This is a genomic window from Paenibacillus beijingensis, from assembly GCF_000961095.1.
Lineage (GTDB): Bacteria > Bacillota > Bacilli > Paenibacillales > Paenibacillaceae > Paenibacillus_O > Paenibacillus_O beijingensis.
In genome coordinates this window covers 2,623,878-2,638,229 of record NZ_CP011058.1, presented here as the reverse complement: position 1 = coordinate 2,638,229, position 14,352 = coordinate 2,623,878, and the positions used below count along the sequence as shown (strand labels likewise).

The window sequence follows — 14,352 nt, the reverse complement described above, 5'->3', positions numbered from 1 at the left end:
TAACGTTATTGCGCCGGCTTCAGCAGATCGACGGTGAGCGACCAATCGGTCTCCGTGCCAAGCGCTTCCGGGAAAGGCTGAAAGCCCCGCATCTTCTTGTGAAACCTGGAAATATGATCGGTCAGCAGATCCTCTTCAATGGGCAGCAGTCCGATCCGGACTTGTCCATCCTGCATCTCGACCGTGCGGAATGCGGGAATGTCGAGGCAGGCGGCCGTCTGAACATAATGCCACCGGTCCTGCCGGACGATCGAATGGGTATGATTATGGCCGCAGAAATAAAAACCTTCGCCTTGCTTTGTATTCAGAACCGACTTGAGGTCGATCGAAGGATGAACGGACAGCTTATCGATCGTGGAACGGGCGGTCGTGTCGTATACCGGGTGATGGGCGAATACGAAGGCCGGCTTTTCTCCCGACTGGCGCAGCATCTCCCGCAGCCATTCCAGCTGCACGCCGTCGATTTCCCCGCCCCAATCTTCCTTATTCATTTCTTTGGTCGTATCGAGAAAAATCAGCATCGCGTCCGGCGTATTAATGGCGTGATAACGCTTCTGTCCGGTAATCGCCAAAATATCGGCTTTCGGAATGGAGTACGTATCGTGGTTGCCTAGCACATGAACAAAGCGGCCCCCATGATTGCCGATTCGCGCGTACAGATCCTCGAACTCCTCCGGAACACCTTCATTCGTGAAATCCCCGAGCGAGATGTAGTAATCGGCCTCGTGTTGGAAGAAGCCGGCAAGCATCCGGGAGTATGCATAATCCCGCGCCGCGCGCATTTCCTCCGTGCCTTCCGCCATACACGAATAATGAAAATCCCCCATCACCATCAATTTCATATCCGTTCTCCTCCTTGAAAAAGGTTTTAACTTTCGTCATTCGAGCGTTACCGCCGGTTTCGGCGCGATCAGTTCAGCCAATGTATCAATGACATAATGAGGCGTAATGTCCATTCGGACGATATCTTCCTTTGCCGCGACGCCGGTCAGTACAAGCGCCGTCTGCATGCCGCCGTTCAGACCCATCAGCACGTCCGTATCGAGGCGGTCGCCCACCATCAAACACCTGCCGCCCGAAACTCCGAGCCGGCGCAGCGCCAGCTTCGCCATGTTGACCGACGGCTTGCCGATGACCAGATGCGCCCTCACGCCGCCGGCTGCTTCAAGCGCCTTCACGATCGGCCACGTATCCGGAATGAAGCCTCCCGGAACCGGGCATACCGGATCGGGATTGACGGCAACGAGCTTCGCCCCGCCGCGAATGGCCGTCATCCCGCGCTTCAGCTTGTCATACGTAAAGTGGCGGTCCATGCCGACCAGAACATGAGTCGCATCGAGCGGATCGTCGGTTGTCTGCAGTTCAAACTGCCGCAGTTCCTCTTCCATTGCCGCCTCGCCCAGCAGCAGCAATCTGGCGTGCGGAACATTTTCCTTGAAATATAATCCCGTCACATATAATGCCGTTAAGATCTCCTCGATGCTGCAGAAGAGCTTCATCCGCGCGAGCCGCTTCTGACAATCCTGACGCGTCTGGACGGATGTATTCGTCAGAAACAAAATCTTCTTTCCCCGCCCGCGTAGTTCCGATATCGTTTGCTGCACATCTGCAAGGAGCGTATCGCCGACGAAGATCGTTCCGTCCAAATCAAAGCAATAAGCGTCAAAAGATGTCATGTTCACTTTAAATGCGTTCTCCTTCTTTACCAATTGCCCTACTTTTGTTCCGCGCAAAAAAACCAGCTCCAGAAAACCCCTTGCCTCTGTCATAACAAAGAAGAGGAAGGTGATTTTGCTGACCGCTGGGTTTTCTCATCGTCTCCACCCGGATGGCCTGTTATAAAAGTTGAAGATATTACCAGAAATAGTCGTTGCCGATGGACACGTAATCCGCGCCGCTTTCAAGCGCAGCCTTGATTTCGTCATCATGGCGGATGAGCCCGCCGACAATGAGAGGCTGTTTAATCTTCATCTTCATCTCGCGGATGATCCTCGGCATTAAACCGGGCATCAGCTCCACTTCGTCGGGACCGCACGATTTGATCATGCGGAGCGCCGTTTCCACCGCGGCGGAATCGATCGCGAATACCCGCTGGATGCTTGAAATCCCGACCTGCTTGGCCGTAGCGACGGCGTTGCTCTTCGTTGTAATGATGCCGTCGATTTTGAACGCATTCGCTAAATACTGGATGGCCGCAGCGTCTCTTCCGATTCCGCCGACCATTTCGACGTGGACGAAAACCTGCTTGCCGGAATCGTGCAGCCGCCCGACAATCTGTCCTAAGTTATTGATGGTGCCCGTCATCAGATTGACTCTTCGGACTCCGCATGCAGCCGCTTTTTCGACTTGGCGTTCTTCCGTAATGGATGCAATCACCGGATAATCGTTCACCTTAGCTACCTCTTTTCAACTGCTTTGCTACAAGGCAAGTCTACCTCTCGTTTATTAGCCCGGTATCAACTTTATGTAAAGCTTAGATTAAAATTGGGAGGTTTGGGTAAAAAAAAGATCTCCAAATGCGCCCGACAGGCGGAATTTGAAGATCTGTCCGAACGGATTGAGCCAATCTGACATTACGTCCATGCCCAAAAAAAGCCGTCTCGGTCCCATGCGACTTTGCCGCGGTGCAGCTTGCGGAACGCTTTCTTCACCTCTTTGGAAAGCGAGGCGTTGCCGTTTTCATTCACAAACACAAACTGCTCCCCGAAATGAGCTCTTACGTAGTCGATCGCATCGCTTTGATAAAGATTGCCCTTGAATTTAATTTCTTCGATCATCCATTCGGCAACCTGTTGCGCCGTCGTTTCCATGCGGTCAGCACCTCTGAATTTTCATTTGAATATGCAGTCGCTGCCTCGGGGCCGCTGCCGGAATGATCCCGCCCGTCAGGAATTAACGGAGCGCCCCTTTACAGTGGCTGCATTTAGCCTGCGGAACTTCACCGTCCCGATTATAATACCGAGCGTCGTCAGGATAAAAGCGGCCGCGTGAATCCAGCCGAGCTTCTCGTGCAAAAACAGATAGCCTCCAATCATGCTCGTAAACGGCAGGCCGTTCAAAAACATGGCGGTGCGGCTCACACCGAGCATCTTGATGCTGTAGCTCCAGCCGAGCGTGCCGAGCGAAGTGGCCACCCAGGCCGACAGCAGCATGACCGTCCAAATCGCGGGCGAAAAATGTTGCCCCGCATACGACGCCGGCCCGAAGTAGACGACCGTCCCGATATTGAGCAGCACGGCGCCGATCAGCGTGGAGTAAGCGGTCACCACTAGCGTCGGGATCGAGGTGGCCGTAATCTTTTTGATGAACAGCCCTCCGGCCACATAAGCCAGCATCGACAGCACCATAATGAAATCTCCCGAACCCGAAAAACCGACCGAAGGGTCCGATCCGTTCAGGACGACGAGAACGACGCCGGAAAATCCGAGCAGAATCCCGGCAAACAGCTTCAGCGTAAACGTTTCGCCAATGAAAATGGATGCAAGCAGCGCGGTCGTCAGCGGATTCAAGCCGAGAATGAGCGACGCGTTGGCGGCCGACGTCGACACGACTCCATAGGCGAGTAGCGCCTGATGAAGGGCGATCATGCAAAGCCCGATCAGCAGCAGCAGACCCCATTGCTTGGCGTTAGGTTTATAAAACCCGTATTTTTTCCATACGAACGGCAGCAGCGCAATGCCGGCGCAAAGCATTCGGATCGCAGCGGCATGCATCGGCTGAATGTTTTGAGTCAGAAACTTGACCATCACTACATTTAATCCCCAAGAAATGATGACCATAACCGGGATCAAGTAAATCGATTTATTCAATTTCGCCAAAATGTTACACTCCCATTTGTTCATCGCTCTGTAAGAAGAGTGTGAATTCATCTTTTCCGTTCGCAGCTTGTACCCCCACCACTATACCACAAAAAAACCTCTCCGGCAGGCAGCGAAGAGAAAGACCGATCTTCTTGCCGCTGCCAAAACAGAGAGGAGGATACGCTTAACGCCCAAACGAGTCCTTATCGACATAAAGAGTGCAGTCGGGATGCGTACGCAAAATCGTTGCCGGACATGCCGGGGACAGAGGACTTGTTAATGTATCGAGAACGGCCTGCTTTTTGGTCGGCCCCGGCACCATGCAAAACAACCGGGAGGCGGACAGCAGCATCGGAATCGTTAACGTCAGCGCATGCGTCGGAACCGAATCCAAATCCGGGAAACAGCCGTCGTTCACCTGCTGCCGCCGGCAAGCTTCGTCCAGCAGCACCGGTTTGACAGGATAAGGATCGGCAAAATCGGCCACGGGCGGATCGTTAAAAGCCAGATGTCCGTTCTCTCCGATCCCAAGAAAAACAAAATCGATTTCAGCTTCCTGCAGCAGCCCGGCGTACCTGCGGCATTCGGCCTCCGCCTCTTCGGCGCCGTCGATCAGATGCACAGTCCCGGGATTGACCCGGTCAAAAATACTCCGTTTCAGAAACTCCGAAAATCGCTGCGGCGACTGCTGCGGCAATCCGATATATTCGTCCATATGGAATGCGGTTACCCGTTTCCAGTCGATCCCTTTCTCCCGGCACAACTGTTCCAGAAATTCGTTCTGGGATGGAGCCGCCGCAAACACGATCCGTACTCCCTCCCTCTCCTTCAACCGGCTGCGGATCGCTTCCGCCGCCTCTATCGCTGCCGTCTCGCCCAACGTGCGCCGGTCCGAATAAACGCGCACCTTTAGCTTTTCCGCGTTGAAACTCCGTTCGGGCTTGCTGACGATCGTCATCCAGCTCCCTCCTTGCATCGTAATTATCGTTTATATTTCGCTTCCCCGCCCGCGATCACCATTGCGATTGTCAATTCCCCCTGATCGCCGGGGCCGTTAAACAGCGTAAAGTTCGCCTCCTGACCCGTTTGCAGCCACCCCTGGTCAGGCAAACGAAGCACGCTTGCGGGACGTTGCGTAACGGCTTCAACCGCTTCCTTCAATGAAATGCCGGCAATCCGGATCGCATTGGCGACGCCGACATCCAAAGCCTGCGCCGAACCCGCCAAAATAAGCGGGTTGTCGATCGGCGTAAGCCGGCCGCTGGGATGGAGCTCGACCTGATCTCCGATCACGCTGGAATACCGGCCCGGCGCCATGCCGCCGAACTTCACACTATCGCTGACCAATATAAATTTATTCCGCTTCGCCCGCAGCATCGCCTTCAGGACATCCGGACTTAAATGGTGGCCGTCGGCAATAAAGGTGCCCCACAACCGGTCGTCCGCGAGCTGATTCCAAATATAATTCGGATGTCTCGGCAGACGGGGATGCGCGCCGTTCCCCAGATGCGTGGAGCACGCCGCTCCCGCGGCAGCGGCGGTATCCAGCTCTTCCCGCGAAGCGCATGTATGACCGATGCTGACCGCAATACCGGCTTCCGTCAGCTTTTCAATAAACGAAATCGCGCCTTCTCTTTCCGGCGCAACGGTAACGAGCCGGATCCGGTGTCCCGACGCCTCCTGCCATTCCATAAACTCATTCCAGTCCGGGTCCCGGACGTAGTCTTTGTCATGCGCTCCTCGGGGGCCGTCTTCGCCGGAAACATACGGCCCTTCCAGATGTATGCCGATGACCGCCCGGTTGATGGAAGCATGACGTTCGCACGCCTGCGAGATCGTCGCCATCGCCTGCTTGATCCGCTCGAAGCTGCCGGTTATGACCGTCGGCAAATAGCGGGTGACGCCTTTTTCATACAGCGATTCCGTAACCCCGACGACATCCTGAACCGACGTCGTTTCGCCGTTAAAGTCGAATCCGTTAAATCCGTTGACCTGCAGATCGATCCAGCCGGGGGATATCCATGGAAGATCCGCTTCCGGCAGTGCCGGTTTGACCGAAGCGATCAAACGGTTATGCAGCTCCACTTCAACCGGCTCACCGGTGTCGAACCGTTTACCTCGAAGTCTCATACAGATCACCGCTTTTGCCGTTCAGCACGACTTCGCTTTGTCGCTTGGAAGATTCGTAGGTGCCAAGAATGATTTCCAGCGCATGGATTCCTTCTTCACCTGGAACGATCGGCTCGCGATTTTCCTGCACGGCTAAAGCCATGTCTCGGATTTGAATGCGGTGTCCGTCCGGGATGACATTGAACGGTTCAAACGCCGGAATTTGCACTTCTTCCCCATCGACCTTCAACAATTCAATGCTGTCCTCTTTATAAATAACAGAGCCTCTTTCCCCGTGGATCTCCACCCGTTGGCCGAAATCCGGAAATGCAGTCGTCGTAATCTCCAGCACGCCCATCGCCCCATTGTGGAAGCCGAGCAGCGACACAGCCGTATCCTCTACCTCGATTTGTCTCAGCAGCGTGTTCGCGCGTCCGTAGATCGTCTTTACCGGACCGACGAGCCATTGCAGCAGATCGACCGTATGAATTCCCTGATTCATCATCGCCCCGCCGCCGTCGAATGCCCACGTTCCTCTCCAGCCGGCGCTGTCGTAATACTGCTGGCTGCGGAAAATTTTCACGTATGCATCGCACAGACTCAACTTGCCGAGCCCGCCGTCCGCGATCCATTTCTTTAAAAATTGAGCTGCCGGCGACATTCTTCTTGGAAAAATCGTGCCTAGTAACACTTTATGTTCCCGGTATTCGCGGATCATCAGATGCGCATCATCCAGCAGAATCGCCATCGGCTTTTCGACCAGCACGTGCTTTCCCGCTCTTGCGGCCAAGATCGTCTGCTCCGCGTGCAGCCCGCTCGGCGTGCAAATGCAAACGACCTCGATTTCGTTATCCTGCAGCATCTCCTCCAACCGGCCGTACAATTTGCCGCCGTGTTTATCGGCAAATTGCCGCCCTTTCACCGGATCCGTCTCGCAAACGGCGACCAGTTCGGCCTCCTCGATATCATGAATCGCACCCGCGTGAATTTCCGCAATGACGCCGCATCCGACGATGGCGAACTTCGTTGTTCTTTCGCTTTTCATTGCCGCAGCTCCCTTCTTGATAAGTTCATATGTCTTTTTAAGTCATCAGTCTTTTTAAGTCCATTTCATTTTTTACAAATTCAGTTCAATCTTTATAAGTTCAATCTTTATAAGTTCAATCTTTATAAGTTCATTCATTTCAGTCTTTATCATTTCGTTGCATTCTTTGATCAGTTCATTTTCTAATTCGTTCATTTCATTCTTGGTTAGTTCTTTTGATTCTTCCGGCCAGCGCGTCTCCCGCGCAGTGGCCCTGCTCTCCGCCCCAAAAACGTGAAGCGGGCGCAGCGGCGTCTGCTCCCTCCCCCGTGAAAAACAGAGCGGAGCGGCTGACTTGTGACTGGAGAAGTGTCAGCGTTCGCCTTTGTCCCGGGATTTCTACCGCTATGCGGTACGATCCAAGAAATCCGGGGACAACAGCGATCGGAAGCACAAGTCAGCCGCGCAGCGGTCACTTTTTCACATACTTCGCCCGTTGGTCTGCAGCAACCGCCGCTTCCGACGTTTTCACAATATCATCGTGCGTGAGAATGGAATCGAAGCCCTGAATGCGCCGGATAAAATCGGCCGTAATCGAACAAGGAGGCTGAACGAGAGGAACGATAGCGGGCGCTTCGCGGTTCGTAATCTGCAGCATTAATGCGTCTTCCGAGACGAAAGGATCGCCCGACAGCCTCAACTCCGCAAATCCTTCCGTTCCGGTAACGAAGATGCGGCCGTCTCCCCACGTCCAGCTCTTCTGCGGCGTATGCCAGTCGGCATAAAGCTGGGCAACGACACCCTCTTGCATCACAACCTGCAGGCTGACCGTGTTATAAAAGGAAGGATGCTCGGGTAAAATCGTTTTTCCCACCACCCCTTCCGCCGTATCGATTTCTTTGCCGGTGAGCCAGCGGAGCAGATCGAAATCGTGCACGAGCAGATCGATCAGGATGCCGCCCGACTGCCGTTTCGAAAAAAACCACGCCGGCCGCTTTGCCGCGTCCAAACGGTGCGGCTTCCGCATCCCGATCGTGACAATATCGCCAAGCACGCCCTGCTTGATCTGCTGCTTCAGCGTGTAAATAGCCGGATGAAACCGTTCCGTCAGCAGCATGCCGACTTGAATGCGCCCTCTCCCGATCACGGCCTTCAAACGCTCCAGCCCTTCGGCGCTCGTGACCGCCGGTTTATCGAGCATGATGTGCTTCCCACGGCTTTCGCACATTTCAATTACACCGATTTTTTCATCGTTTATCGATGCGCACCCGACGATCTCGACGGAATCCGAGAGCAATTGTTCTTTATCATTGACGACCGGAATTCCGAATTTGTCCGCGAAGCTCCGGGCTAGCTCATGATTCTCCTCTTCATAAATGCCGGCGCAGCTGTAGCCGAGCTCCAGCATCTCGCCAATGAAAATTCCGATATGCGCGTGCTGGCAACCGATAATCGAAAACTGACGTGTATTCACTTTAGCAATGGTCCCCTTTTCGCAAAAAATGTCGTGTGAAACTACAGAAGCCCGCTTGTTAAGCGGTCTTCTCTATTGAACCGATGAAATTAATTGTTCTTCTCAAAAATTTTGTCGGCTTCCTTACGGAAATCGGCGACGACTTCTTCGATCGACGCTTTGCCGAACTGCCCCTTTTGAACCATTTGTTCGAACAGCTTCGTCACTTCGCCCGCGCCTTTCGGTCCGGCATCGTACCAGGAAGGGTGAATGCTCGATACATGCTGCAGCATGTTTACCATTTTTTTGTCCCGATCCGTAAAGCCGGGAGTCAAATACTCCAATATTTTTTTGTTTTCCGGCAGACCCCGGTCCGTTCCAAGAATATCGGCCGCTTCCGTCGAATTCAGGAAGAAGTCCATAAACATGGCGGCTTCTTTCGGATGCGCCGTCTTGGCGGAAGTGGAAAGGAACATCGCCGTTTCCAACACGCTGCCGGTATGCTTGTCTTTCGGATAAGAGACCATATCGATCTTGTCTTTCATCACATTTTCGTAAGCGGGGAAGGTGGCTGTAAATTGCGGGCCCATAATCGGTACGACGCCTTTCATTAATGCGTCTTTATTCGGATCGGCGTTCCCGATCGGCAGGAATGAAGCACTCATCGCGGCCGGCGGAACGATGCCTTCTTTGCGGGCGTCGTCCCACATTTTCAGCCAGTTGACCAGGTTTTGGTCGTTATAGCCAAGCCTGTTGTCTTTGTACAGCGTATCTCCGACCGAAAAGAGGTAGTACATAAAGCCTTCGAGCGAGGTCGAAAAATCGAGCGAGCCGTATACGTTTTTGCCCAGCTTGGACTTGATTTCGCGCGCTTTATCGAAATACTCCTGCCACGTCATGTCCATCTTCGGAGGCTCAACGCCCGCCTGCTGGTACATTTCTTTGTTGTAAATCATGACGGAAGCGTTATCGGATACCGGCAATCCGGTCAGCTTGCCGCCGATCGTACCCTGGTTGTCGAGCACGTCCTTGTTCAGATCGGTGACGTTCAATTCCGCATTCAAGTAAGGCTTCATGTCTCCAAGCACGCCGCGGTCCGAGTATTCCTTAATGTACAGAATGCTCATTTGCATAATGTCAGGCGCGTTATTGGCAGCGACCTGAGTGGACAGCTTTTCCCAATAGCCGTCGAAGCTCGTATATTCGGGTTTAATCTTGATGTTCGGGTGAAGCTCCTGGAACTTGTCGATCAATTTCAGCGTCCGGTCATGCCGGCCTTGGCTTCCCCACCAGGCGAAGCGCAGCTCGACGTTTTGCCCCGCTTGCGCTTCAGTCGAAGCGCCGCCCGATGGCGCGGCATCGTCTTTTTTCGCCGGAACACATCCAGTCAGAAGAGCTGTAAATACGGTCAAGGCTATTCCTGAAGCAAATAAACCACGACCAAAACTTCTGCGCCTTGTCATCTTTGATAACACCCCTTGTCGTTTGCTGGTTTACAATATTAATTATAAAATCTCTGATTTTTATTAAAATAAGAGAAATCTACAAAATATATTAAAATATACGCACGGTTTCATTCATTCCCGATAATATTAGACGCCGTATACAAAAAAAGCCGACTTTCATGTCAGCTTCACGGAAACGTTACTGATTAAATTCCGATGGATTGTAACCGGTATATTTTTTAAACAGCTGGCTGAAATACGCATTGTTTTTGTAGCCGACCATTTGCGAAATCTCGAATATTTTATAATTCCCCTCGAGCATAAGCTCCTTCGCTTTTTCCATCCGGATACGCGTCAAGTAGCTGTTATAATTTTCTCCGGTTCGCTGCTTGAAAATTTGGCTTAAATAATTGCGGGTCAAATAGACCTTCTCCGCCAATACGTCGAGCGTAATATCTTCCGCGTAATGCTCCTGCACATACCGCATAATAAAATCGATCGTTTTCCGATGCTTTTGCGAGCTGCGGCTGCTGATCGCTCCGCATACCGGCAGCAGAAGGTCGCGGAGACAATCGTGAAAATCGTCTACGGTGTGCAGATGCTCCAGCACCTTGTACATGTTGAAGCCCGGGTGGATATCTTCGATCTGCAGCCGGTGGTCATGCAGCGCAAGCGCTAATAGGCCGGCGATATCGATCGCAAATTCCCTTAACGCGCTAATGCTCGGCATCGAGCCCGCATACAGCGTTTGGGCAAGCTCTTCGATTCGTTCCCGGGCGAGTTCTTCCTGTCCCGACATGACGGCGTCGACGATTTGCTGGTAGCTTTCCATCGGACGGCGCCAAATTTCTTTCGCGGTTTCTTCCCGGTCTTCCCCGGTCATAACCGGCTGATCGGGAAACTTGTCCCGTTCCGCGAGCAAATCAACCGCAGCCGAATACGATTGCGGAATGTCGTCCAATCGTTCCGCCGCGCTGCCAACAGATGCATACGCCTGCAGCTTTAACCGGTTTCGAATGCTTTCCAGAAACTCCAAGGCGGTTTGTTTGACGATCGGCTGCACCGCTTCCGGCTTCATATGCGCCGGGGTCGTGACGATCAGCGTAATGAAGTTCCGCTGGATGTCGGCCACGTAGACACCCTCTTTGCACTGCGACAGATCATCAGCCATGTTCCATACCTTGTAGGCAAGCTGCGACAGATCGCTTGGCCGGTAGCGGTTCAATTCGCGGCTAATAAAAAATTCGATGACCAGCACGGTGAAAAAACAATCGGACCAGTCGATTTTCAAATAATCCGATACTTTGCGAAAAAAAGCCGACCGGCAAAATCCGGGTTCAAGCAGACCTTTGAACATTTGTCTTTTCGTTGTCGAGAGGTTGATCTCCAGCAGCTCCCGCAGCTCTTGATCTTCCCGCTCGGACTGTTCTTTTTGCTTGATTTTGTCCGCTGTTTCCTTCAGCACGCGCTCAATTTCATCCAGCGTGGCCGGCTTGGACAAATAATCGTTCACCTGCAGCTTAACGGCCGACTGGGCATATTTGAAATCCTCGTACCCGCTCAAAATAATCACTTCGGCCCGGTTGCCTTCTTCGCGCAGCGCCTTCAGCATTTCGATGCCGTCCATGACCGGCATAAAGAGATCCGTTAAAATAATAGCCGGGCCATGGGCGCGGATTTGCTTCAGTCCTTCTTTTCCGTTGATTGCGGTTCCCGCCACCTCGATCCCGAACTTGTCCCACCGGACGGCGCGGGTAAGACCATCAATCGTCGTTCTGTCGTCATCCACGATTACCGCCTTGATCATCGTTCTCTCCCTCCGTAATTAACGGCGCCTCCGTTAGTATTTTCGGCAAAGACAAGCGGATAGTCGTTCCTTTATCCGGCTCGCTGTCGATATCCACGCCGTACCTTTCGCCAAAATAAAGCTGGATTCGTTCATGCACGTTGCGGATTCCGTTATGGTCCCTGCGCGGAAGGGCCGCTCCCGGGTCCATGCCGACGCCGTTATCTTCAATGCTGAAATAGATCGTTTGCTCCTCTTCCCATCCCGAAATGCGAACGATGCCCTCATTCCGGGAATGAAGGCCGTGCAGCAGACTGTTTTCCACAAACGGCTGAATGATCAGCTTCGGCGTGTAATAATGCATCATCTCTTCCGGGACGGAGATGGAAAAGGCAACATTTTGCCGGTACCGTATTTTTTGCAGCTCCATATAACATTGCAAATGCTCGATTTCTTTGCCGACAGGAATAAAAGTCGCGCCGCTGGATAGGCCGATGCGAAGCATTTTGCCGAGCAGCGACAGCATCCGGCTGATGTCGTGGGCCCCCGATTCGATCGCATGCCAGTTCATCATGTCCAGCGTATTGTATAAAAAGTGAGGATTGATTTGCTCCTGTAAAATCTGAATTTCCGCTTCGCGCTTGCGCCGGTTCTGCTCGTTGACCTGCAGCATCAACGTATCGATGCGCGTGGTCATTTGATTGAAATTTTCGTTTAAATGGCCGAACTCATTGTGATAATCATTGGCAATTTGAACGTTCAGTTTGCCGATTTTCATCACGTTCATCGTATGAATCAGCTTGCGGATCGGCACGACGAACTGCCGCGACAGCAAGTAAGCCATGATAATCGCCAGCAGGATGCAAAGAACGGCCGCCGCCAAAATGATATTTTCAATCCGGCGGCTCCCCTTCGTAATATCTTTCCACGGAATAATATCCATCGTTACCCAGAGCGTCCGTTCCTGCTTGTTCCAGATCACGAGACTCTTTTCCCCCAGATTGGCGATTGCCGAATGCTCAGAGCCGGGCTGGTCCAAAATAGCAGCCAGCTTGTTCATCATGCTTGCATAGGAAGCCGGATTGTCCGGACCGCCGTAAAATTGGGCGATCAGCCTGCCGCGAGTGTCCAATATAAAGCGGTTCACGTCCGTCGCGCTGCTTGAGGCGATCTTCTGAATAAACGGCATTTTCACGTTCACCACGAGCACCCCGACCTGCTTGCCGGAAGCGGACAGTACTTTGCGTGCAAAGCTGACAACGGTCCGGTCGCCGGCCGGATAGCTTCCGACCTCGATCGTGTGGGTTCCGACCCAGCAGTAATCGGCATCTTTAATATCGTTAAACCAGACGCTTTTTGTCAGCAATCGATCATCGTAAACGCCGTTTCCGCCAATATGTATATTGACCGACGTATCTTTGGCGTACAGCTGGACGGAATGAATCCCTTCCTTGACGTAGCTGAGCCGGCTGAGCAGATCGATCATGTCCGAATTTTGTCCGACCCGCTCAAACGAATCTTCGCTTTGCTGCAAATAATTGATCAGCTTCGGGTTGCTGGCGAGCACGAGCGAATCGTATTCGACGGACTGCAGCTGCAGGTCGAGCTGTTTGTTGATTTCGTCCAGCAGCAGCCGCCGGGATGAAATGGTCTGGTCCACCACTTCCTGATTGACGATATAGTAGCTTGTAATGCCCAGAACGGAAATGAGCAGAGCGGAAATGATAATAAAAGAAGCGAAAAACGTGACCTGAAACGAAAACGTTTTAAACGGATTTCTCAACTGAACGATCACCTTCTGCTCAACTAAGCTTGTGTCTTTCGAAGAAATAGGGAAAAGAAGCCGCATCGAAGGCGTGCTCCCTTTTTAAGCATAAGGTTTTCTCACTCGCATTGTAAACAATTATCCTTTGATGCCCGTTGTGGAAATGCCTTCCACGAAATATTTTTGTGCGACGATAAAAATGATGAAGCACGGGATAACCGACAGCAGCGACATCGCGTACATCGGGCCCCACGTAACGGCGGACGTGTTGTCCAGAAACAGCCGCAGCGCGAGCGGAACGGTATACTTGGCGGTATCGGTCAAATAAATCATCTGCCCGAGGAAATCGTCCCATGTCCATATGAAACTGAAGATCGCCGTCGTAATAAAGGCCGGCGTGCACAGCGGCAGCACGATTTTGAAGGCGATACCGAGCGTCGAGCAGCCGTCGATTTTCGCCGATTCATCCAAATCTTTCGGAATGCCGCGGATAAACTGGACCATCAGGAAGACGAAGAACGGGCTGACGGCCAAAAAGTGCGGAACGATAAGCGGAAGGGTTGTCCCTACCCAGTCGAAATAGGTAAACAAAATATACTGCGGCACAAGCGTCACCTGCGTCGGAAGCATGAGCGTGACCATCATGATGGCGAACCACATTTTTTTGAGCGGAAAGTTCAGCCGTGCAAAACCGAAAGCGACAAACGCGCTTGAAATGAGCGTACCGAAAACGGACAATACCACAATGAAGAATGAATTGTAAAAGAAATGGGCAAAGGTGAAGCCGGGAATGGCCGTCCAGCCGTTCGCAAAGTTTTCCCAGTGAAGCGTCGTCGGGATCAGGTTGGACTTTGGAATTTCCTCATTCGATTTCAGAGCGTTTCCGACCAGCCAAAAAACCGGATAAATCATCACGATGCTGCACAGAATCAAAAACAGATAACGTAAAGTAAGATTTCGGTTCATCGTA

Annotated in this window: 13 protein-coding genes; all 13 read right to left on the bottom strand. The window is 52.5% G+C overall.

Going from position 1 to position 14,352, the window contains the following annotated elements:
* Positions 1–5: 5 nt before the first annotated feature.
* The 13 genes from VN24_RS11970 to VN24_RS11910 all read right to left on the bottom strand — a co-directional run bounded on the left by VN24_RS11970 (position 6) and on the right by VN24_RS11910 (position 14,348).
* Positions 6–842 (bottom strand): metallophosphoesterase family protein, encoded by an 837-nt coding sequence (locus VN24_RS11970; protein ID WP_045670598.1) that lies wholly within the window; start codon positions 840–842, stop codon positions 6–8.
* A gap of 36 nt (positions 843–878) precedes the next feature.
* Positions 879–1,676, bottom strand: a complete 798-nt coding sequence (locus VN24_RS11965; protein ID WP_045673223.1) for an HAD-IIA family hydrolase — start codon at positions 1,674–1,676, stop codon at positions 879–881.
* A 178-nt stretch (positions 1,677–1,854) separates the two neighbouring features.
* Complete coding sequence (locus tag VN24_RS11960; protein WP_045670597.1) at positions 1,855–2,391, bottom strand: glycerol-3-phosphate responsive antiterminator; 537 nt, start codon at positions 2,389–2,391, stop codon at positions 1,855–1,857.
* Positions 2,392–2,573: 182 nt separating this feature from the next.
* Positions 2,574–2,810 (bottom strand): DUF6953 family protein, encoded by a 237-nt coding sequence (locus VN24_RS11955; protein WP_045670596.1) that lies wholly within the window; start codon positions 2,808–2,810, stop codon positions 2,574–2,576.
* A gap of 75 nt (positions 2,811–2,885) precedes the next feature.
* The gene (locus tag VN24_RS11950; protein WP_202967420.1) at positions 2,886–3,818 is read right to left on the bottom strand and encodes a DMT family transporter; all 933 of its coding nucleotides are present in this window, start codon (positions 3,816–3,818) and stop codon (positions 2,886–2,888) included.
* A gap of 166 nt (positions 3,819–3,984) precedes the next feature.
* Complete coding sequence (locus VN24_RS11945; protein WP_045670594.1) at positions 3,985–4,758, bottom strand: glucosamine-6-phosphate deaminase; 774 nt, start codon at positions 4,756–4,758, stop codon at positions 3,985–3,987.
* A gap of 23 nt (positions 4,759–4,781) precedes the next feature.
* On the bottom strand, positions 4,782–5,930 hold the full coding sequence (locus VN24_RS11940) for an N-acetylglucosamine-6-phosphate deacetylase (protein ID WP_045670593.1): 1,149 nt from the start codon (positions 5,928–5,930) through the stop codon (positions 4,782–4,784).
* Complete coding sequence (locus VN24_RS11935; RefSeq protein ID WP_045670592.1) at positions 5,914–6,954, bottom strand: Gfo/Idh/MocA family protein; 1,041 nt, start codon at positions 6,952–6,954, stop codon at positions 5,914–5,916. The genes VN24_RS11940 and VN24_RS11935 overlap by 17 nt, the downstream gene beginning before the upstream one ends.
* 451 nt (positions 6,955–7,405) lie before the next feature.
* Entirely contained in the window at positions 7,406–8,407 is a 1,002-nt protein-coding gene (locus VN24_RS11930) for a Gfo/Idh/MocA family protein (protein WP_045670591.1), read from the bottom strand.
* 89 nt (positions 8,408–8,496) lie between these two features.
* Positions 8,497–9,798 carry an ABC transporter substrate-binding protein gene (locus tag VN24_RS11925; protein ID WP_045670590.1) on the bottom strand — a complete coding sequence of 434 codons (1,302 nt, stop codon included), beginning with the start codon at positions 9,796–9,798 and terminating at the stop codon, positions 8,497–8,499.
* A gap of 232 nt (positions 9,799–10,030) precedes the next feature.
* Entirely contained in the window at positions 10,031–11,638 is a 1,608-nt protein-coding gene (locus VN24_RS11920; protein ID WP_045670589.1) for a response regulator, read from the bottom strand.
* The gene (locus VN24_RS11915; RefSeq protein WP_158453669.1) at positions 11,613–13,400 is read right to left on the bottom strand and encodes a sensor histidine kinase; all 1,788 of its coding nucleotides are present in this window, start codon (positions 13,398–13,400) and stop codon (positions 11,613–11,615) included. Before VN24_RS11915 ends, VN24_RS11920 begins: the two co-directional genes overlap by 26 nt.
* A 120-nt stretch (positions 13,401–13,520) precedes the next feature.
* Positions 13,521–14,348, bottom strand: a complete 828-nt coding sequence (locus VN24_RS11910; protein ID WP_045670587.1) for a carbohydrate ABC transporter permease — start codon at positions 14,346–14,348, stop codon at positions 13,521–13,523.
* Positions 14,349–14,352 lie beyond the last annotated feature (4 nt).